The organism is Nocardioides sp. cx-169 (genome assembly GCF_021083605.1).
GTDB lineage: Bacteria > Actinomycetota > Actinomycetes > Propionibacteriales > Nocardioidaceae > Nocardioides.
Genome location: NZ_JAJNRO010000009.1, coordinates 327906 through 353625, shown reverse-complemented (window position 1 = coordinate 353625; position 25720 = coordinate 327906). Strand labels below are relative to the sequence as shown.

The window sequence follows — 25720 nt, the reverse complement described above, 5'->3', positions numbered from 1 at the left end:
CACGACCACCCAGGCTGTTTCCGCGCCCGAGGGCTCGGGCCTCGACCGGAGGAGATCCCGCTTTGTACCCCGATGACCTGAAGTACACCGTCGAGCACGAGTGGGTCCGGTCTCCCGGCGAGCACGAGGGCTCGGTGCGGATCGGCATCACCGACTTCGCGCAGGACGCCCTGGGCGACATCGTCTACGTCTCGCTGCCCGACGTCGGCGACACCATCGAGTCCGGCACCACCTGCGGTGAGCTGGAGTCGACCAAGTCGGTCAGCGACATCTACGCCCCCGTCACGGGCGAGGTCGTCGCGCGCAACGAGTCGCTCGACGCGACCCCCGAGCTGGTCAACAGCGATCCGTACGCCGGCGGCTGGCTGTTCGAGGTGGTCCCCTCGGACCCCGCGCAGCTCGACGACCTGCTCGAGGTCGACGCGTACGTCGCGACCCTCGACGGCTGATCCGCGGACCGGGACGGATCGACTTGATCCGCGCTCGCCGACTGATAGGTTCGTTGACCAACCGTCAACCTCAGCCCTGCCTTGAGGGTTATCTGGGTACGACGCCGACCGGAGGATGATTCGATGCCGTTCTGCACCGCGTGTGGCAGGCAGAACCCGGACGACGCCCGCTTCTGCGCGCAGTGCGGCACCAGGCTGGTGAGCGTGGACAGCAGCGGCGTGTCCACCGACTCCTTCCCGGGGCCCGGCGAGTCGGTGGGGGACTCCACCGCCACCATCCAGATCGGCACCGCAGGCGAGCGTGCCGAGACCTCCGACCGCCAGCTGAACCCCGTCGACGCCGCCGCGGTCGACGCGCTGCCGACCGGCCACGCGCTGCTCGTCGTGCAGAAGGGCCCGGGGTCGGGCAGCCGCTTCCTCCTGGACGCCGACGTGACACACGCCGGCCGGCACCCGGACAGCGAGATCTTCCTGGACGACGTCACGGTCTCGCGCCAGCACGCCGTCTTCGACCGGACCTCCGAGGGCTTCACGGTCAGCGACGTCGGCAGCCTCAACGGCACCTACGTCAACCGCGACCGGATCGAGAAGGTCCAGCTCAAGGACGGCGACGAGGTGCAGATCGGCAAGTACCGGCTGGTCTTCTTCTCCGGGCACGAGGACGCCTGAGCGTGTCTGCCTCCTCGGCGCCGGGCAGCGCGGCCGGTGGCTCGCGCGCGCGCATGAACATCGGGCAGGTGCTCGACCAGCTCCGCGCCGACTACCCCGGGATCACCATCCCCAAGATCCGCTTCCTGGAGGACAAGGGGTTGATCAAGCCCGAGCGCACCCCCTCGGGCTACCGGAAGTTCTCCGCCGACGACGTCGAGCGGCTGCGCTACGTGCTGCGCATGCAGCGCGACCACTACCTGCCGCTGAAGGTCATCGGCGAGCACCTCGACGCCATCGACCGCGGGCTGGAGCCGCCGCCGATCGAGGCGGTCGTCCCGACGGTGCCCACGGTCGCGCTCGCGGCCGACGGCCTGCCCAGCGCGGAGTCGTTCGCCCGCCGGGACTCACTGCGCCTCTCGCGCCGTGAGCTGGTCAAGATCGCGGGCATCACCGACGAGCTGCTGGTGCAGCTGGAGCAGTTCGGCCTGGTGAGTCCGCGCACCGGCACGGGACACTTCGACACCGACGCGCTGGTCATCGCCCAGACCGCCCGCGAGCTGGCCGAGTTCGGCTTCGAGCCCCGACACCTGCGCGCGTTCAAGACCTCCGCCGACCGCGAGGTCGGGCTCGTCGAGCAGGTCGTGGCTCCCCTCAAGAACGGCCGCGACGCCGCCGCGCGCGCCCGGGCAGACGACGCCGTCTCCGAGATCGCGGCCCTCTCCGTGCGGCTGCACGCGACGCTGGTCAAGGCCGGCCTGCGCTCGACCTGAGCGCCGTACCCCTGCCGGTGCTGGGCGTTCCGGCCTGTCCGGGGCGGGAGTAGGGTGGTCGTATGCGGGAAGTCGATGTCATGGGAGTCCGGGTGGAGATGCCCTCCAACCAGCCGATCGTCCTGCTGCGGGAGGTCTCGGGGGAGCGCTACCTGCCGATCTGGATCGGGGCCGTCGAGGCCACGGCGATCGCGTTCGCCCAGCAGGGCGTCGTACCTCCACGACCGCTGACGCACGACCTGATGAAGAACGTGCTCGAGGCCATCGGCACCGAGCTGACCGAGGTCCGCATCACCGACGTCAAGGACGGCGTCTTCTTCGCGACGCTGGTCTTCGCCACCGGCACCGAGGTCAGTGCCCGTCCCTCCGACTCGATCGCCCTCGCCCTGCGCACCGGCACCAAGATCGTGTGCGCCGAGGAGGTGCTCGACGAGGCCGGCCTCGCCGTCCCGGCCGAGCAGGAGGACGAGGTCGAGAAGTTCCGCGAGTTCCTGGACCAAGTCACGCCTGAGGACTTCGAGTCCACGCCGGAACAGTAAGTCTCAAGTAGAGGTTGAGGGTTGCGACACGCCGCGGTTGTCTTTGACCGGCCCGGCGTTCGGGCTTACCTTGGGATGTCTCTGTTGTAACTCCACCGTTGTGGTTGTGCCCTCCCGGGTCGGCCCGTCCTTCCCCGGAGCTACGTTCAACGGAGTAGACCCACGGAGGACCGTGTGAACGAGCACCAGCCTGAAGCCGGCACGAGCGCGGACGTAGTCGAGGCCGTCGAGGCCGCCGAGGAGCAAGGCCTCCTCTTCACCGACGACGTCTCGCCGCTGCCCAGCGACCTGGGCTATCGCGGTCCGACCGCGTGCAACGCCGCCGGCATCACCTATCGCCAGCTCGACTACTGGGCCCGCACCGGCCTGATCGAGCCCACCGTGCGCGGTGCCACCGGCTCCGGCTCGCAGCGGCTCTACTCCTTCCGCGACATCCTGATCCTCAAGGTCATCAAGCGCCTGCTCGACGCCGGCATCTCGCTGCAGCAGATCCGCACCGCGGTCTCGCACCTGCGCGAGCGCGGCACCGACGACCTGACCCGCGTCACGCTCATGAGCGACGGCGCCTCGGTCTACGAGTGCACCAGCAACGACGAGGTCATCGACCTGCTTCAGGGTGGCCAGGGCGTCTTCGGCATCGCCATCGGCGGGGTCTGGCGCGAGATCGAGGGCACCCTCGCCGAGCTCCCCAGCGAGCGCGCCGCCGACGACGCGGGCGCCACGCCGTCGGCCAACGACGAGCTCGCCGCCCGCCGCGCCGCCCGTCAGACCGGCTGACTCCTCCGTCCCAGCTCCGGCGGACTCGCCACCCTCGAGGTGGCGGGTCCGTCGTCATTTCACGCGCGTTCGCCGGCCGGTCGGCCTGCGGTTTGGTCACAAACCGCGCGAACCGGCGAGTAGGACGTGCGGATTGTGACCAAACCACGGGCCGGACCCCACCTCGCGCTCCCAGCACACGAGACGAGAAGTCCAGGTGGGGAGGGCCGGGTTGGTAGGCTGGTCCAGCTGACTGATCCCGCACGGGAGAGTCTTCGCTCGCCGGCCAGGCACCACCGCGTCACCCAGGCACCACCAGCACCGTCGTACGACGGCCGTCGGGAACGGAGCGCCGAAGGGGCAATTCCTCCCCGGAACCTCTCAGGCGCCAGGACCGTGCGGAGCAGGCAACTCTGAAGGGCGACGCCGTCCCGACAGAGGGGGAGGGCGCAGGTGCATGACGACCTCGACCCCGCTGCCTGAGGAGACCCCGTGTCCGACCACCCCAGCCTCACCGACCTCGACGGCGCCCTGCCGTTCGTGGAGCGGCACATCGGCCTGCGCCCCGCCGACGAGCGGGCGATGCTCGACCGCCTCGGGTTCGGCTCCCTCGAGGAGCTGATGGAGGCGGCGGTGCCGGGCGGGATCCGCGCGGCCGCCGAGCTGGATCTGCCTGCGGCGCTGAGCGAGGAGGCGGTGGGCAAGGAGCTGCGCAAGATCGCCGCCGCCAACCGGCCCGGCGAGGCGATGATCGGCCTGGGCTACCACGCCACGATCACCCCGCCGGTGGTCCGGCGCAACGTGCTCGAGGACCCGAGCTGGTACACCGCCTACACGCCGTACCAGCCGGAGATCTCGCAGGGGCGGCTCGAAGCGCTGCTCAACTTCCAGACCGTCGTGGGCGACCTCACCGGCCTGCCGACGGCCAACGCCAGCCTGCTCGACGAGGGCACCGCCGCCGCCGAGGCCATGACGCTGGTACGACGCGGCAACCGCAAGGCGGCCGGCCCGTTCGTGGTCGACGCCGACGCCCTGCCGCAGACCATCGACGTGGTCCGCACCCGCGCCGAGGGCATGGGCATCGAGGTCGTCGTCGCCGACCTCACCGGCGGGCTGCCCGAGGGCGAGCTCAGCGGGGTCCTGGTCCAGTACCCAGGCGCCTCCGGACGGATCCTCGACCCCAGACCCCTGATCGAGGCCGCGCACGAGCGCGGCGCGCTGGCCGTCGTGGCCGCCGACCTCCTCGCGCTCACGCTGCTCGAGGCGCCGGGCGCGATGGGCGCCGACGTGGTCGTCGGCTCCTCCCAGCGCTTCGGCGTCCCGCTCTTCTACGGCGGTCCGCACGCCGGCTTCATGGCCGTCGGCCAGGGCCTGGAGCGGCACCTGCCCGGCCGGCTGGTCGGGGTGTCGGTCGACGCCGAGGGCCGCCCCGCCTACCGCCTCGCCCTGCAGACCCGCGAGCAGCACATCCGCCGCGACAAGGCGACCTCCAACATCTGCACCGCCCAGGTGCTGCTGGCCGTCGTCGCATCGATGTACGCCGTCTACCACGGCCCCGAGGGCCTGCGCGCCATCGCGACCCGCGCCCACCGCTACGCCGCGGTGCTGGCTGCGGCGCTGCGTCAGGGCGGCCTCACGGTGGGCCACCAGGAGTTCTTCGACACCGTGACCGTCGTCGTGCCGAGGCGCGCCGCCGAGGTCCAGGCCGCCGCCCGCGCGCTGGGCATCTACGTCCGCCTGGTCGACGAGGACACGGTCGGCATCTCCACCTCCGAGTGCACCACGGGCTCCACGATCGGCAGCCTGCTCCGGGCCTTCGGGCTCGCCGTCGACATCGACGCGGTCGACCAGGCCACCGGTGACGCGCTGCCCGAGGCGCTGCGGCGTACGACGCCGTACCTCACGCACGAGGTGTTCTCGAGCCACCACAGCGAGACCCAGATGCTGCGCTACCTGCGCAGGCTCTCGGCACGCGACTACGCGCTGGACCGCGGCATGATCCCGCTGGGCTCGTGCACGATGAAGCTCAACGCCACCGCCGAGATGGAGCCGATCTCGTTGCCCGGCTTCGCCGACCTGCACCCGTTCGTGCCGGCCGAGGACGCGCTGGGCTACCGCAAGCTGGTCGACCAGCTCGAGGGCTACCTCGCCGAGGTCACGGGCTACGACCGGGTCTCGATCCAGCCCAACGCCGGCTCCCAGGGCGAGCTCGCCGGCCTACTCGCCATCCGCGGCTACCACCGCGCCCACGGTGAGGCGGCCCGCGACGTCTGCCTCATCCCGTCGTCGGCCCACGGCACCAACGCCGCCTCCGCGGTGATGGCCGGCATGCGGGTCGTCGTGGTCAAGGCCGCGGACGACGGCACCGTCGACCTCGACGACCTGCGCGCACAGTGCGAGCGGCATGCCGCCGATCTCGCCGCGATCATGGTCACCTACCCCTCGACCCACGGCGCCTACGAGGACACGATCACCGAGCTCTGCGAGATCGTGCACGCTCACGGCGGACAGGTGTACGTCGACGGCGCCAACCTCAACGCGCTCCTGGGCTACGCCAAGCCCGGCGAGTTCGGCGGCGACGTCTCCCACCTCAACCTGCACAAGACCTTCTGCATCCCGCACGGCGGCGGCGGCCCGGGCGTCGGCCCGGTCGCGGTGCGCGCGCATCTCGCGCCGTACCTGCCCTCCCACGCGATGCACCCCGAGGAGGACAAGCGCAGCGGCATCGGCCCGATCAGCGCGGCGCCGTACGGCTCGGCGGGCATCCTGCCCATCTCGTGGGCCTACATCCGGCTCATGGGCGGCGCCGGGCTCACCCGTGCCACCGCCAGCGCGGTGCTGTCGGCCAACTACGTCGCGGCGCGGCTGGGCGAGCACTTCCCGGTGCTCTACCGCGGCCACGGCGGGCTGGTCGCCCACGAGTGCATCCTCGACGTGCGCGGCCTGACCAAGCAGACCGGGGTCAGCGTCGACGACGTCGCCAAGCGCCTGGTCGACTACGGCTTCCACGCCCCGACGATGTCGTTCCCCGTCGCCGGCACGCTGATGGTCGAGCCCACCGAGTCCGAGGACCTCGCCGAGATCGACCGGTTCTGCGAGGCGATGATCGCCATCAAGGGCGAGATCGACCGGGTGGGAGCGGGGGAGTGGTCCCCCGAGGAGTCGCCGCTGCGAGGAGCACCGCACACCTCGCGTGCCCTCGTCGGCGACTGGGAGCGCCCGTACTCCCGCGAGCTCGCGGTCTTCCCCACCGGCATCGACCCGGACAAGTACTGGCCGCCGGTGGCCCGCATCGACCAGGCCTACGGCGACCGCAACCTGCAGTGCTCCTGCCCGCCGCTGGAGGCCTTCGCCGAGTGAGTGCCGACCGGCAGGCCCGGCTGGCCGCCGTGCAGGCGGCCGGCCGCCTGCCCACGGTCGTGGCCGGGGTGCTCCGGGAGGGCGAGCTCGCCTGGACCGGGACGGTCGGCGGGTCGCTCGCCGATCGCTACCGGATCGGGTCGGTCACCAAGACCCTCACCGCGGTGGCGGTCCTCCAGCTGCGCGACGAGGGGCTGCTGTCCCTCGACGACCCGATCGGGGCCGTGATCCCCGAGACCGGGTACGCCGCCGCGACGGTGCGCGAGCTCCTGGCGCACACGTCGGGCATGCAGAGCGAGCCGGTGGGCTCCTGGTGGGAGCGCTCACCCGGGGTGGACTTCGCGACCCTGGTCGCCGCCAACGACGGTTCGGGCGCCGTGCTGCCGCCTGGGGAGTTCCACTACTCCAACCTCGGCTACGGCCTGCTCGGCGAGGCGGTCGCCCGGCTGCGTGGCGAGCCCTGGTGGGACGTGGTGTCGCAGCGGGTCCTGGCGCCGCTGGGCATGACCGACACGACGTACGCCGACGAGGTGCCCGCCGCGCAGGGCTGGAGCGTGGACCACTTCGCCGGCACCCTGACGCCCGAGCCGCACCACGACACGGTGGCGATGGCGCCGGCCGGCCAGCTCTGGAGCACGGTCGCGGATCTCGCCGCGCTCGGCGCCTTCCTCGCCGCCGGCCACCCCGACGTGCTGGCCCCTGTCACGCTGCGCGAGATGGCCGAGCCCACCAGCCAGACCTACGGCCTGGGGCTGTGGCTGGCCGACCAGGACGGGCGTCGCTGGGTCGGGCACCCCGGGTCCATGCCCGGCTTCCAGGCCGGTCTGTTCGTGGACCCGGCTACCGGGGACGGAGTCGTGGCGCTGTCGTCCTCGACGACCGGGCTCGACGCGCGCCGGCTCCCGCACCTGCTGCTCGGTGAGGATCCGCTGCCCGACGCAGCGCGGTGGGTGCCCTCGAGAGCCGTACCCGACGTGGTCGGGGAGCTGCTCGGCCTGTGGTTCTGGGGCAACAGCGCCCAGGAGCTGCGCTGGCACAACGACACCCTGCACCTGCGCAGCCTGGCCGCCGGCGAGCTCACCGACGTGTTCGAGGTCCGCGACGACCGGATCGTCGGCGTCGCCGGCTACCACCGCGGGGAGACCGTCGAGGTGGTGCGGCGTCCGGACGGGTCCGTCTGCCATCTTGTGTGCGCGACGTTCGTCTACACCCGCACCCCCTACGACCCGCAGGCCCCGATCCCGGGCGCCCGGTCCGGCTGAGGAGTTCTCCCACGCCAGTACGCCGACCGACTGACCCGAGGGGCAAGAAGCGAGACCCTCAGGAGGATCGGAGTCCCTTCGGTGGCGGCGGTCGAGACCGGTCCCCGAGGGCGGCGACGACCGAGGCCAGGCCGAGGACGAGGGCGAGCGCGACCAGCACCCACGACCAGCGGTCCACGAGGTGGCCGGCGCGGGCCTGGGCGCCGACCAGACTGGCCAGCTGCACCGTCACGGCGACCACCCACGGCCACGGGGTTCGGCCGACGGCCAGTGCGGTCGCGGCGAGCACGACGGGCGAGAGCGGGACCCAGGCCAGCCAGGCCGCGTAGCCGGGGTGGCCGTGGCGGCGCAGCCACTGCGCCAGCTCGACCACGTCGGCTCCGCTGTCGAGGAGCGCGTACGCCGTCAGCGCGGCGATCGCCACGAAGGCCGCGGCGCTCAGCCGGAAGATCAATCGCCGTCCTCGCCGACCATCTGGCCGTCCTTGACCCCGGCGATGCAGGAGCGGCCGTCATCCTGCTCGACGAGCAGGACCAGGTCGAGCGTCCTGCCCTGCAGCGCCTCCTCATCGCTGGTGGCTCGCACCCGGAAGCTGCCGGTCGCGTCGCCTTCGACATGGCTGATCACGTAGTCCATGTCGGGGTCTTCTGTGCCGGCCTCCTGCTGGCCCTCGGCGATCAGGAACTCGAGCTGGGCGCGCTGATTCTTGGTCGGGGCCTTGCAGAGCAGGTCGATGCCGGCGCCTACATCGAGGTCCTCGGCGGCCTCGACCGCCTGGTCGGCGACTTCCTGGACGCTCGATGCCTCGCCGCCGGTGAAGGCGAAGACCGCACCGCCGATGCCCAGCATCAGCACGAGCACGCCGCCGGCGACGTACCAGCCGAGCCGCGAAGGCGACGACGGTGGGGGACCGGCCGGCGGTGGCCCGGCCGTCGGCGGCCCGGAAGGCGGGGGTGGCGGAGAGCCGGCGGGCGGCGGGCCGGGAGGCCGGGAGTCGGACATGTCCTGCATGGTGCCGTCTCCCGCCGCTCCTCAAACGTGCCGGCTCAGCGGTGAGCGTCCCAGAGCCGCTCGGCACGCGGCGGCCGGGGGGACGACGCGATCGGACGACCTACATCGCCTGGGAGACGCTCGACATGTTGAAGTCCGGGACCCGCAGGGCGGGCGTGGCGGTGCGGGAGAAGTAGTCGTCGCCCCACTCCCTGCTGAAGCTCGGGACGGTCGCGGAGGCCGCGGTGAAGCGCCGCAGCAGGTCGACCGGGCTCTCGTTGAAGCGGAAGTTGTTCACCGAGCCGGTGATCTCGCCCCCCTCCACCAGGTAGACCCCGTCGCGGGTCAGGCCGGTGAGCAGCAGGCTCTGCGGGTCGACCTCGCGGATGTACCACAGGCAGGTCAGCAGCAGGCCGCGCTCCGTGCCGGCCACCAGGTCCGCCACCGACCCCCGGCCGCCCTCCACATCGAGCACCAGGTTGTCGACGATCGGTGTGACGGGCTGGTGGGTCATGCCGGCGCTGTGGCGGGTCTGGAGCAGGGAGGTGAGCTCGCCGTCGCGCAGCCAGTCGGTGCGCGCGAGGGGCAGGCCGTTGTCGAAGACCGACGTCTCGTTGCCCGAGGAGGAGGCCACCACGAACGGCGCGCACTCCAGACCGCCGTACGCCGGGTCGGAGTAGAGGTGCACGCCGGGGGAGGTGAGGCGCTCGCCGATGCGGGTGCCGCCACCGCGCCTGCTGAAGACCGACTGGCCCTCCCACGCGACCCGGGCTCCGGCGGACCAGTAGGCGTCGATCATCAGGTCGGCCACGGCCGTGGGCGGCAGGATCGTGTCGTAGCGGCCGGCCGGCAGGTCCACCCGGCGCGAGCCCCAGGCCAGCCGGCGCTCGAGCTCGGCGTCGATCGCGAGCGCGTCCACGCCGGCGAAGTCCCGCGTGGCGCCGCCGACCCAGGCGCTCTCGGTGAGCGCGGCGTTCTTGCCTGTGCACCCGTAGTGGCCGGTCGGCTGCACGTGGCGCAGGCGCAGGCCGGTGGTGGAGCCGAGGTACGTCGTCGTCAGCTCGTGGTTGACGAACCCGTACAGCACGCGACCCGCCGCGGTCGCCCGCCCGAAGGCCTCGCCGAGGGCGGGGGCAAAGGTGTCGTAGACGTGGACGTCGGTCGGTACCGGCGCGTCCTCCCAGTCGGGGGAGGCGGCCCCGCGGACCAGGTCGGCGGCGTCCTCCGCGGGTGACGACGCGCGCGCGGCGGCGTCGGCCTTCTCGACCAGCGCCGTGACCTGGGCCTGGGTGCTGGCCGCCCCGCTGACCGACGCCGTCGCCACGCCATCCGGGGTGCGGATGAACGACACCACGGTGGCGGTGATGCCATGCATCACGCCGTTGGTGGTGAGCGTGTTGTTGGCCCAGCGCAGGTTGGCGCTGGTCGCGTCGCGGACGATGACGACGCAGTCGTCGGCGGTGGTGACCGCGAGTGCCTGCTCGACCAGGGACTGGGGGGTGGCGAGCGTGGTCATCAGTGGCCTGCCTCGTCGTTGGTGTTGAGGATCCGGACGCCGCGGAACAGCGACGTGGGGCAGCCGTGGCTCACCGCCGCCACCTGCCCGGGCTGGGCCTTGCCGCAGTTGAACGCGCCGTGCAGCTCCCAGGTCTGGGGACCGCCCACCGCCTCCATGGAGCCCCAGAAGTCGGTGGTCGTGGCCTGGTAGGCCACGTCGCGCACCTGGCCCACCAGCTCGCCGTCGGCGATCCGGTAGAAGCGCTGCCCGGTGAACTGGAAGTTGAAGCGCTGCATGTCGATCGACCAGGACTTGTCGCCGACGACGTACAGACCCCGCTCGACGCGGCCGATCAGCTCCTCGGTCGACGGGCCGTCGGCCGCGGGCTGCAGGGACACGTTGGCCATGCGTTGGATCGGGATGTGGCCGGGGGAGTCGGCGTAGGCGCAGCCGTTGGACCGGCCGCCGGGATGATCGGGGCCGGCGAGCTCCGGCTTCATGCGCGCCATGGCGCGGTCGAGCTGGTAGCCCACGAGCACACCGTCGCGGACCAGGTCCCAGGACCGGGTCTGCACGCCCTCGTCGTCGTAGCCGATGGTCGAGAGACCGTGCTCCACGGTGCGGTCGCCCGTGACGTGCATGACCGGGGACCCGTAGCGCAGGGTGCCGAGCTGGTCGTAGGTCGCGAACGAGGTGCCGGCGTAGTTGGCCTCGTACCCCAGGGCCCGGTCGAGCTCGGTCGCGTGACCGATCGACTCGTGGATGGTCAGCCACAGGTTGGACGGATGGATGACCAGGTCGTAGGTGCCCGCCTCGACGCTGGGCGCCTTGAGCTTCTCCGCCAGCAGCTCGGGCACCTGCTCGATCTCGGCGTCCCAGTCGTGGCTGCCGTCGGTGAGGTACTCGTAGCCGCGCCCCACCGGCGGGGCGATCGAGGCCATCGAGTCGAAGGTGTCCGCACCAGCGCCCATCGCCTCGAAGCCCGGCTGCAGCCGGATCCGCTGCTGCGTGGTACGGGTGCCGGCCAGGTCGGCGTAGTACTTGTTCTCCTGGACCTGCAGCAGGTACGCCGACGCGTGGTCCACCGCGGCGCCCGTGCGCAGGCGCTCGGTCCAGTCGACGAGCAGTGCTGCCTTCTCCGCCACCGGCACGTCGAGAGGGTTGGTGACGTAGGAGGACACCCAGGTGACGTCGTCGTACACGGGCTCGGGCGCCATCTCGACCGGCGCGGCGGTCATCGCCGCGGCCACGCGGGCCACGGCGACCGCGGTCTCGGCGACGGCCGCGGCCCCCGCCGGCGTCAGGTCGACACCGGAGGCGAAGCCCCACGCCCCCTGATGGATCACGCGGACCGCGAAGCCGAGGTCCTCGGTGTCGCTCGCGCCCTGCAAGGCCCCGTCGCGCACGCCGATGCGCTGGTAGCGCACGCGCTCGAAGCGGAAGTCGGCGTGCGCGACCCCCAGCTCGCGTGCGCGGCTGAGCGCCGCATCGCCGAGACTGCGATAGGGCAGGGAGCTGAAGGTCGGGTCGAGGCGGCCGGTGTCGCCGGCGTCTGCGATGCCGCTGGTGCCACTCATGGAGCGAACCTATCCGACCGCGCGACCGGTTTTCGCGCGCAGTGGTGGGGTACCGGCCGCTCCCACCGCCTGAGGAGATCCATGACCGAGGACGGTGACCAGCGGCGCCTGGTCGAGCTGACCGACGACATCCCGATCGCCATGGCTTTCGACGCCGACCACGCGACGGTCAGGACCTGATCACTTTCGCAGCGCGAGCGTGGAGCCGAGGCGCGACTTGCTGACGACGAGCTGGGTCGGGATGCGGTCGCGGAGCTCGGCCACGTGGCTGACGACGCCGACGACCCGGCCGCCGTCGCGCAGGGAGTCGAGGGTGTCCATCACGTCGTCGAGGGTGTCGGCGTCGAGGGAGCCGAAGCCCTCGTCGACGAAGAGGGTGTCCAGCGCCGCGCCTCCGGCCTCCTGGGTGATCACGTCCGCCAGACCGAGCGCCAGGGCAAGCGACACCACGAAGGTCTCGCCCCCCGAGAGGGTCGCCGGGTCGCGGCTCTCCCCGGACCAGTCGTCGCGCACCAGCAGGCTCAGGCCGCCGCGGGTCTCACCGGCGCCGCGGTCGCCGGTGTGGACCAGGGAGTAGCGCTGGTCGCTCATCCTCGACAGCCGCTCGTTGGCGGCGGCGACCACCTGGCCGAGCCGGTAGGCCAGGACGTAGGCCGACAGCCGCATGCGCAACCGGTTGTCGGGGGACTTCCCCTCGACGAACGCCGCCAACCGCGAGGTCAGCTCGTGCTCCGCGCGCAGCGGCGTCCATCGGTCGAGCGCCACCTCCAGATCGGCGCGCAGGGCCGTGAGGCGCTCGCGACGGCGCGACCACTGGTCGAGTCGCGCCCGGCCGCGCGCCAGCCTCGCCAGTGCGTCGGCGTGCGCGGCGGCGAGCGGCCCCAGGTCCGGCGCCTCGAGCGTCTCGAGCTCGTCGGCTCCCGGAGCGGCCAGCACCTCGGCCACGGCGGCGAGACGCCGGTCGTGAGCGGCCAGCGACGCTGCGAGCGCGTCGACGCGAGAGGGGTCCAGGAAGGCGGCGGCCGCGTCCGCAGGGGAGGCGAAGCCGGCGTCTTGCGCAGCCTCGTCGACCGCGCGCTGCGCCTCGCTGAAGGCGCACTCGGCCCGGTGCAGCGCTTCCAGCGTGGCCAGCGCCCGTCTCTCCTGCTCGGCGCGCGCGGTCTCCGCGGCCAGCAGCGCCTCGAGGTCGGCGCAGCCGCTGCCGGCCAGGACCAGGTCCAGGGCGTCGCGGAGCTCGTCGGTCTCGCGGACCAGCTGGTCGAGGCGGGCGCGCGCGTCGGCCAGCTCGGCCTCCAGCCGGCGTCGGTGCTCCTCCAGGTCGGTGCCCGGCCGGGCCGCGCCGGCGCCGTCGAGCTCGGCCAGCACGACGGCGCGGTCCGCGCGCAGGTCCGGGAGCGCCCGGTCGCCGGTCCGCGCCTCGAGCGCGGCCCGCCGGGTCGACAGGTCACGCAGCTCTACGTCGCGCAGGTGCTCGGTGGCCTTGGCGTCGTCGACCTCGCGCAGCGCGGCCTTCTCCGCGGCCGCATCGGGTGCTCCGGGAAGCGGTGCCGCCTTCAGAGGGTGCTCGGCCGACCCGCACACCGGACAGCAGGCGCCGACGGCCAGGGCGCCCGCGATCTCGCCGGCCATGCTCTCCAGCCGCGCCTCGCGCAGGGCGAGCAGCCGCTCCTGCAGGCCCAGAGCGGTCTCGCGGGCGGCGTTCCACGCCTCGTGAGCGACCAGGAGCTGCGCGGACACGGTGGCCAGCTCCTCGTGGACCGCGATCCGGGCGCTCACGTCGGCTAGCCGGAGGCGCGCGTCGACGAGCCCCAGCTCGCGGCGCAGCGCCGCGGCGTGCGGCTCCAGGCGCGCGGCCTCACGGGCCGCGGCGCGCAGGCGCAGCGAGGCAGGCTCCAATGCCCGCACCCGGGCCACCGACTCGACGGCCGCGTGGAGGCGCCGCGCCGCCTCGTCGGGGTCGCGCACCTCGAGCCGGGCCGCGGACTCCGCGGCCCGGTCGCGCTGCGTGCGCGCCTGGGCCGCCAGCCGCACCAGCGGCGCGACCGCGGCGGCCCGGCGTGCGGCGTCCAGACGCACCCGCGCCTCGGCCACCTCCTCGGCCCGCGCCTGCAGCGCAGCGCACTCCTCGCGGGCCGCCCGGTGGCGGGTGAGCCGTTCATGGGCCGCCCGGGCCGCCTCGACCGCACGCCGTCCGTCGGCCTCGGCAGCCGTCGCGGCGTCCGCCTCGGCGGCGGCCTCCACCGCCGCGCGCCTCGCCTCGCTCAGGAGGCCGTCGGCCCAGTCCGGCAGCGCCCCCTCGGCCGCGGAGTCGGTGAGGTCGCGGATGTCCCAGGCCTCGGGCAACGGGGTCCCCGCGGTCTCGCTGATCCGGCTCACGAGGTCCGCGACCCCCTGGTGGGCCTCGTCGCAGGCCCGTCGCAGCGCCACGCGTCGCTCGCGCAGCCAGCGCTCCGCGTCGGCGAACCGGCCGGTGCGGAAGAGCTGCTGCAGGACCGCGTGGCGCTCCTCGGAGCGCGCGCGCAGGAAGGTCTGGAAGCGACCTTGCGGGAGCATCGCGACCTGGGTGAACTGGGTGACGTTCATGCCCACCAGGCGGCCCACGAGGTGGCCGGTCTCGTCGAGACGCCCGGACAGGTGACGCCACTCGCCCCCGACCCGCTCGAAGAGGGCGACGCGGGACTGCTCGGTGGTGGTGCCGGTGCCGCGCTTCTTGGGGCGCTCCCACGCCGGCGAGCGGACGATCCGGAAGCGCCGGCCGGACAGGGTCGCCTCGAGCGTGACCTCCGGGGCCACCCCGGGGTCGGCCTGGTCGGAGCGGAGCCGGCGCGCAGCGTTGCGCTCGCCCGGGACGTCGCCGTAGAGCGCGAAGCAGACCGCGTCGAGGACGCTGGTCTTGCCGGCGCCGGTGGCTCCCGAGAGCAGGAACAGGCCCGCCTCGGAGAGGCTGTCGAAGTCGACCGAGACGGTGCCGGCGAAGGGGCCGAAGGCGGTGGCGCTGAGGTGGTGCAGCCGCATCAGCCCGCACCGTCCTCGCGCAGCAGGGCGTCGACGTCGGAGTCCTCGCAGCAGGCGTCGACCGCCTGGGAGAGCAGTGCCGCCTCGGCCGGGTCGGGTGGGCCTCCGCGCATGTCGACCATGAACTCCAGCGCGATGTCGCGGTCGGTGCGGGCATGGGTGGCCAGGGCGGGCAGCGCTCCCAGGGCGGGGGTCGCGGCGTCGAAGCGCAGCACGAGCGTGTGCGGGAAGCGTCGCTGCAGGCGCTCCATCGCCCGGCTGGGGCGCGCGTTGTCGGTGAGCGTGGCCTCGATCCAGGCGTGCTCGTGCTCGGCCAGCCGCGGGTCGGCCAGGAGGGTCTCGAGGTCGCCTCGCAGCCGCGTGACCCGCCGCGGCACCGGGGCCTCCAGGAAGTGGGCGCCGGCGAGACCCTGCGCGTCGAGCTCGACCAGCCATGATCCCTTGCGGTGGGCGGCCTCCGAGAACGAGTAGGCGAGGGGCGAGCCGCTGTAGCGGACCGAGTCGGTGAGGCTGTGCGCGCCGTGCAGGTGGCCCAGCGCCGCGTAGTCGACGCCGTCGAAGACGCTGGTGGGCACCAGGGACACCCCACCGACCGAGATGTCGCGCTCGGAGTCGCTCGGGGGGGCCCCGGCGACGAACGCGTGGGCCAGCACCACCGACCGCGTCCCCGCCGGCCGCGTGGAGAGGTCGGCTCGCACCCGCGCCATGGCATGGCCCAGCGCCGCCTCGTGGGAGCGTCGTGGCAGGCCCCATGGCTCCATCAGCGCCGTCGGGTCGAGGTAGGGCAGGCCGTAGACCGCGACCGGACCGTGCGCGTCGCCCAGCAGCACCGGGGCGGCGCACCTGGCCGCGTCGGTGCGGATGTGAACCCCGGCGGCGGCGATCAGGCGCGAGCTGAACCCGAGCCGCCGTGCCGAGTCGTGGTTGCCGCTGGTGAGGACGACGTGGGCGCGAGAGGCGGCCAGCCGGACCAGCGCGTCGTCGGCCAGCAGGACGGCATCGACACCGGGCAGCGCGCGGTCGTAGACGTCGCCGGAGACGACGACCACGTCGACCCGCTCGGACTCGACGACCTCGAGCAGGTGGTCGACGAAGCCGGCCTGGTGCGCGAGCATCCCCTCGCGGTGGAACGACCGGCCGAGGTGCCAGTCGGAGGTGTGGAGGAGGCGCACACGACGAACCTAGGCGGCGTCGCCGACACCTCGGCCGCCCCACGCCGCAGCGGGCGCGAGAGCCCGGTCTCACCCGGTGTAGCGCACCGCCCGCCTCTCGCTGGTGAAGCCGTACAGGAGCAGTCCCGCGCGCCGCGCCAGGGCGACCGACAGGCTGGTGGGCGCGCCGACCGAGACCAGCGACCCGACCCCCGCGCTGACCGCCTTCTGTACCAGCTCGAATCCCGCCCGCCCGCTCACCACAAGACACGCGGCGGAGGGGGAGGAGCCCGACAGGAGCCGGGCGCCGGCGGCCTTGTCGACGGCGTTGTGCCGCCCGACGTCCTCGCGCACGACCAGCGCCTGGCCGTCCGCGGTGAAGAGACCGGCCGCGTGCACCCCGCCGGTGCGGTCGAAGAGCGGCTGGTGGTCGCGCAGCAGGCCGGGCAGGCGGCGTACGACGTCGGGGGAGGGCAGCTCGCCGTCCCACGGCCGCCCCGCGGTCACCGCCAGCGCCTCGCTGACGCTGTCCTTTCCGCAGACCCCGCAGGCCGACGAGCCGGCCGAGCGCGCGTCGTGGCGGTGACCCGGGTCCGTGGACGGAGGGCTCGACAGGGTGACCGTGACGACGTTGAACTCCTGCTCGGCGGTGAGGTCGGTGTCGGTGCAGTAGGCGACCCCGGCCACCTGGCCCGGCCCCGCGAGCCCCTCGTGCAGCAGCCAACCCGCCGCGAGCTCGAAGTCGTGGCCGGGGGTCCTCATGGTCACCCACACCCGGCGCGCCGGAGCCCCCGGCCAGGCGAGCCGGATCTCGAGGGGCTCCTCGGTGGCGAGGCGGTCCTCGCGGCGGCGTACGGCGTCGGCGCTCAGCTCCTCCACGCGGGTGCGGGTGGTGGGGCCGGGACGCCGGGCGAGCTCGGACACGTCAGCTCCTCGGGTACGCCGCCCGGACGGCGAGCATCCGGCGCAGCTGGTCGGCCCGGTCGCTCAGGCGCCGCCGCAGGGACAGGTCCAGGTCGGCGCGCGAGAGCAGCGCCTCGGTGCGGGCGAGGGTGTCCTCGTCCAGGGCGCCCTCGGGGAAGAACGCGTCGCCGGCCTGGGCGAGGACCCAGCCGGCGCGCACCGCGACCGTGCCGGGAAGGTCGTCGAAGTAGCGCGCGACGTAGGGCGCCGTGAGCTGCTCCTGGCCCGCGCGCCACATACCCAGCCCGGCAGCCTCGAGCTCGTAGTTGGGGACGTCGACCTCGCCGGTGAAGCGCGACCAGGCGTACTCCTTGGCCTCCGCGGTCGGCAGGGAGGCCCGCGCCCGGGTGTGCTCGACGCGCGACACCGTCGTCGGCTCGTCGGCGAGGGCGGCGTCCAGGGTGGCGGCGTCGGTCGCTCCGAGGGCGGCCAGGCGCACCAGCACCCGCCACCGCAGGTCGAGGTCCGGCTCGATCCCCTCGGGCAGGCTGCCGGCGAGCCAGGTCTCCAGCCGCTGGGGGTCGGATCCGGAGGCGACCGCCGTACGCAAGGCGGCGAGCTGGATCTCCGAGCCCGCCGGTGAGGTCTCGAGACGGCGCAGAGCTGCCGCGTGGACACGGGCGAGCGCGTCGCCGCCGGCCAGCGGCACCACGGTCGAGAGCACCCAGGGCAGCGTGTGGCGCGCGGTGAGCTCGGTGTCCTCGACCGGGAGCCGAGCCTCCACCAGGTCCATGACGTCGGCGGGGTCGATCGCCGCGGTGTGGAGCGCGCTGCGCACGGCGTTCCACACGCCCGCGAGCAGGGCGCCGTCGGCGATCGAGGGGAGCAGGGTCTTGAGCGCTCCGACGGTCAGCCGGTCGGGCGGGAAGACGCCCCAGCTGTCCTCGTAGGGGTCGATGATCACCGGGTGGTCGCCGGCGTCGAACGGCGTCTCCGGACCTTCGATGCGGACCTCGGTGGTCCGCCACGTGCCCTTGTCGGCGCGGGCCACGCGCAGCACGTGGGCGCGGTCGGCGGGGTGCTCCGGCGGCGAGGTACGGCGCAGGGTCGCGGCGGGCCGGTCGAGCGCGACCGTGTCCGGGCCGGCGGTGCGCAGCCACCCGGTCGTGAAGGAGCCGAGGTCCGGTGCGCCCGCCTTCTCCCAGCTGGAGAAGAGGTCCTGCATCGTGGCGTTGTCGAACCGGTGCCGGTCGAGGTGGTCGATGACGCCGTCGAAGAACACCCGGTCGCCGAGCCGGGCGTTGAGCTGCTTGAGCACGCTGGAGCCCTTGGCGTAGGAGATCCCGTCGAAGTCCTGGAGCGCCGCGACCGCGTCGACGGCGCCGTTGCCGGCGACGGGGTGGGTGCTCGGGCGCTGGTCGGCGACCAGCCCCCACTGCCGCCGAGCCCAGGCCTGGTGCACCCAGGCGTCGTCGTACTGGGTGACGTCGGCGGTGACCCGGTTGCCCATGTACTCGGCGAAGGACTCGTTGAGCCACAGGTCGTCCCACCACTGGGGGGTCACGATGTTTCCGAACCACTGGTGCGCCATCTCGTGGGCCACCGTCGTCGCGCGCAGGACGCGCGCGCCGCGGGTGACGCGGGAGGTGAAGACCAGCTGGTCGCGCAGGGTGACGCAGCCGGGGTTCTCCATGGCCCCGGCGTTGAACTCCGGCACGAACGCCTGGTGGTAGTCGCCGAAGGGGTAGCGGATCCCGAACAGCCGGTGGAACTCGTCGAAGCACTGCCGGGTCATCGTGAAGAGCTCGTCGGCGTCCTTGTCGAGGTCGGCGGCGAGGCTCGCGCGGGCGCTGAGACCGAGCGGGATGCCGTCGTGCTCGTCGCGGAGCAGGTGGTAGGGGCCGGCGACGAGGGTGACGAAGTACGTCGACAGCGGCGGCGTGGTCGCCAGCTCCCAGACCCCGGGCTCGGGGTTGGTCGCCGGGGCGTTGCCGAGGACGACCCAGTCGTGCGGCGCCCGCACGTGGAAGGTGTAGGGCGCCTTCAGGTCCGGCTGGTCGAAGCAGGCGAAGATGCTGGGCGCGGCGTCCATGAAGGACATGCCGTAGACGTAGTGGCGTCCGTCGGCCGGGTCGACGCTGCGGTGCAGGCCCTCGCCGTCGTTGCGGAAGGGCATCACCGCGTCGACGACCAGCTCATGCTCTCCATCCTCGGTGTCGAGGGGCAGACGGCCCCGGTCGAGCAGCGCCGGGTCGACCCGGCGCCCGTCCAGGGTCACGGCCTTGACCCGGACCGGCTTCAGGTCCACGAACGTCGGCCCGCCGTGGCTGGTGAAGCGCACCGTCGTCACCGAACCGAACGTCTCCTCCTCGGAGGCGAGGTCGAGGCGGATGTCGTAGGAGGTCACGGAGAGCAGAGCCCGCCGCTCCTGGGCCTCGGTGCGCTGCAGGCTGCGGCTCTGGCTCGTCATCTCGACAGCCTATGTCCCACTTTCCAGCCCTCGGAGGGCAACCGGGGGCCGCGCGGAGGCGTCTTAGAGACAGGCGCGCGTGTGCGTGCCGTCCTCGGGAGGAAGGCCCCGCCATGTCACTACCCACCGTCCAGCGTCGAGGGGCCACCCTGGTCGCCTTCGCGTCCACCCTCGGGCTGCTCCTGGCCGCCCCGCTCACGACGTCCCCGGCGGCCTCGGTGCCGCCTGCCGGCGACTGCACCGCGGCGTTCCCGCTCGACGAGGTCGCGGCCGGCCAGGTCGTGCGAGGGCTCACCGTCGAGGCCGGCGTCACCCCCGAGCCGTTCGACGGCGAGGTGCTGGGCGTCCTCGACGACGGCATCGGCGCCGGCGTGGACATGATCATGATGAGCCTCGACTCGCCGGCGATCGACCGCGCGGGCGGCATCTGGCAGGGCATGTCCGGCTCACCCGTCTACGACGCTGCGGACGGCCGCCTCATCGGCGCCGTCGCCTACGGCCTCTCCTACGGCCCCTCGCCGATCGCCGGGATCACCCCCTTCGAGGACATGGACGACTACCTGGCCGCGCAGGCCCAGGCACCCGGTCGGGTGCGGATCGGCCCGGCGATGGCGAAGCGGATCGCTCAGCACAGCGACGTCACCGCCCGACAGGCCGCGCAGGGCGCGCGCCACCTGCCGATGCCGCTCGGCGTCTCCGGCGTGAGCGCGCAACGGCTCGCCGCGGCGAAGCAGCTGCCTTACGTCACCAAGGACGCCTACGTCGCCGGACGCGCGAGCTCGGCCGCCGTGCCCGCCGACATCGTCGCCGGTGGCAACATCGCGGCCTCGGTCGCCCACGGCGACGTCACCCTCGCCGGTGTCGGCACCGCGACCCAGGTATGCGATGGCCGCGTGGTCGGCTTCGGGCACCCGATGTACTTCAGTGGCCCGGCCTCGATGAGCATGCACCCGGCCGAGGCGATCTACGTGCAGCCCGACTCCCTGGGCGCGCCCTTCAAGGTCGCCAACCTGTCCGCGCCGGCGGGCACGATCACCGACGACCGGCTGACCGGCATCACCGGCACCTACGAGGTCCTTCCCGAGGCGACGACGGTCACCTCGGACCTCACCATGGGTGCTCGCCACCGCGTGGGGTCGACCGAGGTGACCGAGCGGCGCGCGGCGGCGGAGGCGACCTTCTACCAGCTGGTCGGCAACCACGACCGGGTCGTCGACGGGATCGTCGCGGGCACCGAGACCCAGTCGTGGAGGATCACCGGCCGCGACGCCTCCGGCAAGCCGTTCGGCATCACGGTCGGCGAGCGCTTCACCTCGCGCGAGGACATCACCTACGAGTCCAGCGTCGCGCTGGCCGACCTCGTCTACGCGTTCACCACGCTGCCCGACGTGACCGTGGACGCGGTCACCTCCACCGGTGTGGTCACGACCAGCACGGCGACGTACCGGCTCCGGGGCGTGCAGCAGCTGCGCAAGGGCACCTGGGTGCCCTTGGGCCGCAAGGAGCCGGCTCTCGCCAAGGCCGGTCGCAAGCTGTACCTGCGGGCGGTGCTGTCCGGGCCCGCCGGCCAGAAGCTGGTGCGCAGCACCTTCATCGTGCCCAAGCGCGCCGGCGGGATGCGCGGGGTGGTGATGTTCGAGGGTGGAGGCTCGACCTACTCCGAGGGCGTCTCCGCCGAGTCGCTGCCGGGGCTGCTGAAAGAGCTCAAGGGCGCGGTGCGCAACGACGAGGTGAAGGCCGCCCTGGGCCTGGCCGGCCGCGGCCCCGGGATCGAGCGCTCGCACGTGCTCGGGCCGGTCGACCTGGTGGTCGAGGGCTTCCGGCAGGTGCGGGTGATCGTGCGCTGACACAGCGCGCCTGACCCGCCGCGCCCGGGCCCGCCGTTCGGTGGGTCCGGGCGCGCGAGGTTTGGTCACAAACCGCATGCGCGGGGCAGTGGAGCCTGCGGTTTGGTCACAAACCCGCGGTACTGGGCAGTAGAACCTGCGGTTTGTGACCAAACCGCGCGGGCTCGGACCCGGGGACTACAGCCGCACGAGCATCTTGCCGACGTTCTCACCGGAGTACAGGCCGCGGAAGGCGTCGATCATCGAGTCCAGCCCGTCGAGGAACGTCTCGCGGTAGACGAGATCGCCGGCGGCCAGCCAGCCTCCGGCGTCGCGGTAGAAGTCCGAGGCGGCCTCCTGGTGGTCCGAGACGATGAAGCCGCGCAGGGTGAGGCGCTTGGCGACGACCATCATCAGGTTGCGGGGACCCGGCTCGGGAGCCTCGGCGTTGTAGCCGGCGATCGCCCCGCACGCCGCGATCCTGCCGAAGTCGGCCATGTGGAAGATCGCACCCTCGAGGTGCTCGCCACCGACGTTGTCGAAGTAGACGTCGATCGGCGCGTGCTGCGCCAGCTGCTTGGCCACCGGTCCGTCGTGGTAGTCGAACGCCGCGTCGAACCCGAGCTCGTCGACCAGCCAGGCGACCTTCTCCGGGGTCCCCGCCGACCCGACCACCTTCCCGGCGCCGAGCAGGCGCGCGACCTGCCCCGCCACCGAGCCGACGGCTCCGGCCGCACCGGAGACGAAGACGGTGTCGCCCTCGCGCATCTCGGCGATCCGGGTGAGCCCGACGTACGCCGTGAGGCCGGGCATGCCGAGGACACCGAGGTACGCCGACGCAGGGACCCGCTCGGTGTCCAGGCGTCGGGCGTGGGCGGCGGGCAGGACGGCGTGCTCGCGCCAGCCGGCCATGTGCAGGACGGTGTCACCGGGGTGGAGCCGCTCCGAGCTCGACTGCTCGACCACGCCGACGGCGCCGCCCTCGAGCGGGGCGTCCAGCGCGAAGGGTGGGGTGTAGGACTTCACGTCGTTCATGCGACCGCGCATGTAGGGGTCGACGGAGAGGAACGTGTTGCGCACCAGCACCTCGCCCTCCCCGGGGTCCGGCAGGTCGACCTCCACGATGGTGAAGTGCTCAGGCCCCGGAAGTCCGGAGGGGCGGGCCGACAGGTGGATCTCACGGGTGTGCGTGGGCATGGACTCGATCCTGCCAGGGCGGCGCAGGCCCCGGCTGGTGGCGGGGATGCCGCGGGCGCGCACGGCGTCGCGGTCCCGCGGCCTGCCTACGGTGTAGGGACAGGCCTGGGTCCCTGGCCGTGACCGAGGCCGCGCGACGTGGAGCGCCGCTCGGCGACGTTGAGGCCGGCCGCGGCCCCAGCGCCGCGGGGTTCTGGCAGGGTGGGCGTCATGACGACGCAGCCCACCCCGGAGACCGGCCCCGACACCCGGCGGGGGGTCGAGCTCACCCGCATCGGCGAGGGACGCTACAAGGCCACCAACGCCCGTGGGGGACTGGTGCCGATCGGCAGCGGCGGCGACGATCCCGACTTCACCCCGGTGGAGCTGCTCCTGGCCGCTCTCGCCGGGTGCGCGGCCGTCACCGTCGACGAGGTCACCAGTCGTCGCGCCCAGCCGCTGTCCTTCGACATGACCGCTGAGGGCCACAAGGTCCGTGACGACGACGGCCAGCACCTCGTGGGACTCAAGGTCACCTTCGACGTCACGTTCCCGGAGGGGGAGGCCGGCGATGCGGCACGTGCCTTCCTGCCGGTGGCCGTGCGACAGACGCACGAGCGCATCTGCACCGTCTCTCGCACCGTGGAGCTGGGTACGCCGGTGGCGTACACCCTCGCCGAGCCTCACGGCTGATGGCAGCTCCCCGGGTCCCTCCCTGGACCCAGGTGCCCCGCCAGGACGGCAGGCGCTTCGTCGTCACCGGGGCCAACAGCGGCATCGGCTTCGAGACCGCCAAGGCCCTGGCCGCGCGGGGCGCCAGCGTCGTCCTCGCCGTGCGCGATCGGGCGAAGGGGATGGGGGCCGCCGCGCGCATGACGGGCGACGTCGAGGTCCGCGACCTCGACGTCTCCGACCTGGGCTCGGTGCGTGCGTTCGCCGCCGACCTCGGCGAGGTGGACGTGCTGGTCAACAACGCCGGCATCCTCGGCGTCCCCTTCGGGCTGAGCCCCGACGGCGTCGAGCTGCACCTCGCGACCAACCACCTCGGCCACTTCGCGCTGGCCAACCTGCTGCTTCCCCGGCTGAGCGACCGGGTCGTGGTGGTGGGCTCCCTCTCGCACCGCTCCGGGGTGCTGGACCTCGAGGACCTGGACTGGCAGCGTCGCGGCTACGCGCCGTACGCCGCGTACGCGCAGTCCAAGCTCGCCAACCTGCTGTTCCTCGCCGAGCTCCAGCGCCGGCTGACGGCTGCCGGCTCGACGCGGCGGGCGACCGGCGCCCACCCCGGGTCGAGCGCCACCGCCATCACCGCCAGCACCGGCAACCGGCTCACGACCTGGGTCGGCTCATGGGGTCACGGCCTGGTCGGCATGCCGCCCTGGCGGGGAGCGCTGCCGGTCCTCTACGCCGCCGCCATGGACGTCCCCGGCAACACCTACCTCGGCCCGCACCGGCTCCGGGAGATGAGCGGTTGGCCGGTCAGCGTCGGGCGCAGCCGCAGCGCCACCGACCCCGACCTCGCCAAGGCCCTCTGGGAGGTCTCCGAGTCGCTCAGCGGGGTCACCTTCCCGCTGGCCTGACCCCGTGGTTTGGTCACAAACCGCATGTCCGGGCGGGCAGGACCCGCGGTTTGTGACCAAACCGCACGGCAGACCGCCGGGCCGCGGAGGCCGACGCCCCGCACGATCAGACGCGCATCACTCGACGGTGATGTCCTCGATGACGACGGGGACGACGGGCTGGCCTTCGGGGGCGCCGCCCGCCACCCCCTTCTCGGCGATGTCGGTGAGGATGTCGAGGTCGTCCTCGTCCACTTGGCCGAAGACCGTGTAGTCGCTGGGGATGGCCCAGCGGCCGTGGACGAAGAAGAACTGCGACCCGTTGGTGTCGGCTCCGGCGTTGGCCATCGCCATCGTGCCGGGCGGGTACTCCTCGTCGCCGCTCAGCTCGTCCGCGAAGCTGTATCCCGGCCCGCCGCTGCCGGTGCCGGTCGGGTCGCCGCACTGCAGCACCTCGACGGCCACGGCGTCCCCGACGGTCAGCCGGTGACAGGACGTGCCGTCGTAGTAGCCCTGCGCCGCCAGCGAGGTGAACGAGTTGACCGTGCACGGCGCCCGCTTCGCGTCGAGGGTCACGTGCAGGTCCCCGGCCGAGGTGACGATCGTCGTCTCGACCTCCCCGTCGTACGCCGCCTCGTCGGCCGGCAGGTCGACGGAGGACGACGCGCCGGGGGCAGGCTCGTAGGTGCACGGCGTGCCGTCGGCATTGGTCGGCTGCGTCGGGGAGTCGGAGGCGTTCTCGTTCCCCGTGTCGTCACCGCATCCGGCGAGGCCGGCCATCAGGACTGCGGCCGCGAGGGCAGCGAGGGGTCGCGTGAGCATGGGCACGATCGTAGGGGAGGGGTCCGGCGCCGCGATCTCCCCCGTTCGTTGGCATCCCGGCCTAGGTTGTGGGCATGCAGCTGGGAGTGCACTACGCCAACTTCAGCCACCCCGACTGGGAGCACCGGCTCGAGGACCGGCTCACCGAGACCGCCCGCGTGGCCGACCAGGGCGGGGTCTCGCTGTTCACCGTGATGGACCACTGGTTCCAGATGGAGCAGCTGGGCGGCCCGCCCGAGCCGATGCTCGAGGGCTACACCACGCTCGGCTACCTCGCCGCCGTGACCGAGCGGATCCGGCTGAGCCTGCTGGTCACCGGGGTCACCTACCGGCACCCGGGCCTGCTGGCCAAGACCGTCACCACGCTCGACCGGCTCTCGCGCGGCCGGGCCGTGCTCGGCATCGGCGCCGCCTGGTACCAGCGCGAGCACGACGGCCTCGGCGTGCCGTTCCCCAGCACGGGGGAGCGGTTCGAGCGCCTTGAGGAGACCCTGCAGATCTGCCGCCAGATGTGGGGCGACGACGACGGGGCCTACGACGGCACCCACTACCGCCTCGCGGAGACCGTGTGCGTCCCGCCGCCGGTGCGCCCCTCGGGCGTGCCGGTGCTGATCGGAGGCTCGGGGGAGCGCAAGACCCTCCGCCTGGTCGCGCGGTACGCCGACGCGTGCAACCTGTTCGGGGAGCCGCCGGAGGTCGTGCGCCACAAGCTGGACGTCCTGCGCCGCCACTGTGACGATGCCGGCCGCGACTACGACGCGATCGAGAAGACGATGGTCGCCACCGCCGACCCGGCCGGCGAGACCGACGACTTCCTCGCCGCCATGGAGGAGTACGCCGCCCTCGGGATCAGCCTGGTCACCATGGTCCCGGCCGCCGACGACCCGGTCGCCTGGACCAGCGAGGTCTGCGAGCGGGTCCTTCCCCGGCTGGCCGAGCTCTGAGC

At 73.1% G+C, this 25720-nt stretch carries 21 protein-coding genes and 1 riboswitch; of the genes, 11 read left to right on the top strand and 10 right to left on the bottom strand.

Translation table 11 applies throughout. The annotated features are described in order from the left end of the window. The first annotated feature begins 62 nt into the window (after positions 1–62). From gcvH to LRP67_RS14915, 7 genes are all read left to right on the top strand, one after another. Complete coding sequence (gcvH, locus tag LRP67_RS14945; protein WP_231270952.1) at positions 63–449, top strand: glycine cleavage system protein GcvH; 387 nt, start codon at positions 63–65, stop codon at positions 447–449. 123 nt (positions 450–572) lie between these two features. Then, positions 573–1118 (top strand): FHA domain-containing protein, encoded by a 546-nt coding sequence (locus tag LRP67_RS14940; RefSeq protein ID WP_231244557.1) that lies wholly within the window; start codon positions 573–575, stop codon positions 1116–1118. 2 nt (positions 1119–1120) lie between these two features. After that, a complete protein-coding gene (locus LRP67_RS14935; protein WP_308189759.1) occupies positions 1121–1870 on the top strand; it encodes a MerR family transcriptional regulator in 750 nt (249 codons plus the stop codon). Positions 1871–1932: 62 nt separating this feature from the next. Continuing rightward, entirely contained in the window at positions 1933–2409 is a 477-nt protein-coding gene (locus tag LRP67_RS14930) for a bifunctional nuclease family protein (protein WP_231270951.1), read from the top strand. Between the two features lie 174 nt (positions 2410–2583). Further along, a complete protein-coding gene (locus LRP67_RS14925) occupies positions 2584–3186 on the top strand; it encodes a MerR family transcriptional regulator (protein WP_231270950.1) in 603 nt (200 codons plus the stop codon). A gap of 233 nt (positions 3187–3419) precedes the next feature. Beyond that, positions 3420–3572, top strand: a riboswitch (glycine riboswitch). Between the two features lie 85 nt (positions 3573–3657). Beyond that, the gene (gene gcvP / locus LRP67_RS14920; RefSeq protein WP_231270949.1) at positions 3658–6525 is read left to right on the top strand and encodes an aminomethyl-transferring glycine dehydrogenase; all 2868 of its coding nucleotides are present in this window, start codon (positions 3658–3660) and stop codon (positions 6523–6525) included. Further along, the gene (locus LRP67_RS14915) at positions 6522–7787 is read left to right on the top strand and encodes a serine hydrolase (RefSeq protein ID WP_231270948.1); all 1266 of its coding nucleotides are present in this window, start codon (positions 6522–6524) and stop codon (positions 7785–7787) included. The genes gcvP and LRP67_RS14915 overlap by 4 nt, the downstream gene beginning before the upstream one ends. 58 nt (positions 7788–7845) lie before the next feature. On the opposite strand, the gene LRP67_RS14910 is transcribed toward LRP67_RS14915, so the two are convergent. The 8 genes from LRP67_RS14910 to pepN form a co-directional block, all read right to left on the bottom strand. Continuing rightward, complete coding sequence (locus tag LRP67_RS14910; protein ID WP_231270947.1) at positions 7846–8241, bottom strand: hypothetical protein; 396 nt, start codon at positions 8239–8241, stop codon at positions 7846–7848. Continuing rightward, on the bottom strand, positions 8238–8789 hold the full coding sequence (locus LRP67_RS14905) for a hypothetical protein (RefSeq protein WP_231270946.1): 552 nt from the start codon (positions 8787–8789) through the stop codon (positions 8238–8240). The genes LRP67_RS14910 and LRP67_RS14905 overlap by 4 nt, the downstream gene beginning before the upstream one ends. A gap of 109 nt (positions 8790–8898) precedes the next feature. Beyond that, the gene (locus tag LRP67_RS14900) at positions 8899–10293 is read right to left on the bottom strand and encodes a metallopeptidase TldD-related protein (protein ID WP_231270945.1); all 1395 of its coding nucleotides are present in this window, start codon (positions 10291–10293) and stop codon (positions 8899–8901) included. Continuing rightward, a complete protein-coding gene (locus LRP67_RS14895; protein WP_231270944.1) occupies positions 10293–11852 on the bottom strand; it encodes a TldD/PmbA family protein in 1560 nt (519 codons plus the stop codon). The genes LRP67_RS14900 and LRP67_RS14895 overlap by 1 nt, the downstream gene beginning before the upstream one ends. A gap of 180 nt (positions 11853–12032) precedes the next feature. Then, on the bottom strand, positions 12033–14867 hold the full coding sequence (locus tag LRP67_RS14890; RefSeq protein ID WP_231270943.1) for an AAA family ATPase: 2835 nt from the start codon (positions 14865–14867) through the stop codon (positions 12033–12035). Then, the gene (locus LRP67_RS21925; protein ID WP_231270942.1) at positions 14867–16039 is read right to left on the bottom strand and encodes an exonuclease SbcCD subunit D; all 1173 of its coding nucleotides are present in this window, start codon (positions 16037–16039) and stop codon (positions 14867–14869) included. The genes LRP67_RS14890 and LRP67_RS21925 overlap by 1 nt, the downstream gene beginning before the upstream one ends. A 69-nt stretch (positions 16040–16108) precedes the next feature. Continuing rightward, on the bottom strand, positions 16109–16942 hold the full coding sequence (locus LRP67_RS14880; protein WP_231270941.1) for a formate dehydrogenase accessory sulfurtransferase FdhD: 834 nt from the start codon (positions 16940–16942) through the stop codon (positions 16109–16111). A gap of 1 nt (position 16943) precedes the next feature. Beyond that, on the bottom strand, positions 16944–19391 hold the full coding sequence (gene pepN / locus LRP67_RS14875) for an aminopeptidase N (protein ID WP_231270940.1): 2448 nt from the start codon (positions 19389–19391) through the stop codon (positions 16944–16946). Between the two features lie 113 nt (positions 19392–19504). Here pepN and LRP67_RS14870 point away from each other — a divergent pair, with 113 nt between their 5' ends. Continuing rightward, complete coding sequence (locus LRP67_RS14870; RefSeq protein ID WP_231270939.1) at positions 19505–21238, top strand: SpoIVB peptidase S55 domain-containing protein; 1734 nt, start codon at positions 19505–19507, stop codon at positions 21236–21238. 177 nt (positions 21239–21415) lie between these two features. Here LRP67_RS14870 and LRP67_RS14865 read toward each other — a convergent pair whose 3' ends face one another. Further along, entirely contained in the window at positions 21416–22414 is a 999-nt protein-coding gene (locus LRP67_RS14865; RefSeq protein WP_231270938.1) for an NADP-dependent oxidoreductase, read from the bottom strand. 210 nt (positions 22415–22624) lie between these two features. On the opposite strand from LRP67_RS14865, the gene LRP67_RS14860 reads away from it, so the two are divergent. Together LRP67_RS14860 and LRP67_RS14855 are read left to right on the top strand one after the other, a co-directional pair. Beyond that, positions 22625–23086 (top strand): OsmC family protein, encoded by a 462-nt coding sequence (locus LRP67_RS14860; RefSeq protein WP_231270937.1) that lies wholly within the window; start codon positions 22625–22627, stop codon positions 23084–23086. Next, a complete protein-coding gene (locus tag LRP67_RS14855) occupies positions 23086–23973 on the top strand; it encodes an oxidoreductase (protein ID WP_231270936.1) in 888 nt (295 codons plus the stop codon). Before LRP67_RS14860 ends, LRP67_RS14855 begins: the two co-directional genes overlap by 1 nt. 117 nt (positions 23974–24090) lie before the next feature. On the opposite strand, the gene LRP67_RS14850 is transcribed toward LRP67_RS14855, so the two are convergent. Then, positions 24091–24774, bottom strand: coding sequence for a peptidylprolyl isomerase (locus LRP67_RS14850; protein ID WP_231270935.1), 684 nt, complete (start codon positions 24772–24774; stop codon positions 24091–24093). A 74-nt stretch (positions 24775–24848) separates the two neighbouring features. Here LRP67_RS14850 and LRP67_RS14845 point away from each other — a divergent pair, with 74 nt between their 5' ends. After that, positions 24849–25718, top strand: coding sequence for an LLM class F420-dependent oxidoreductase (locus LRP67_RS14845; protein ID WP_231270934.1), 870 nt, complete (start codon positions 24849–24851; stop codon positions 25716–25718). Positions 25719–25720 lie beyond the last annotated feature (2 nt).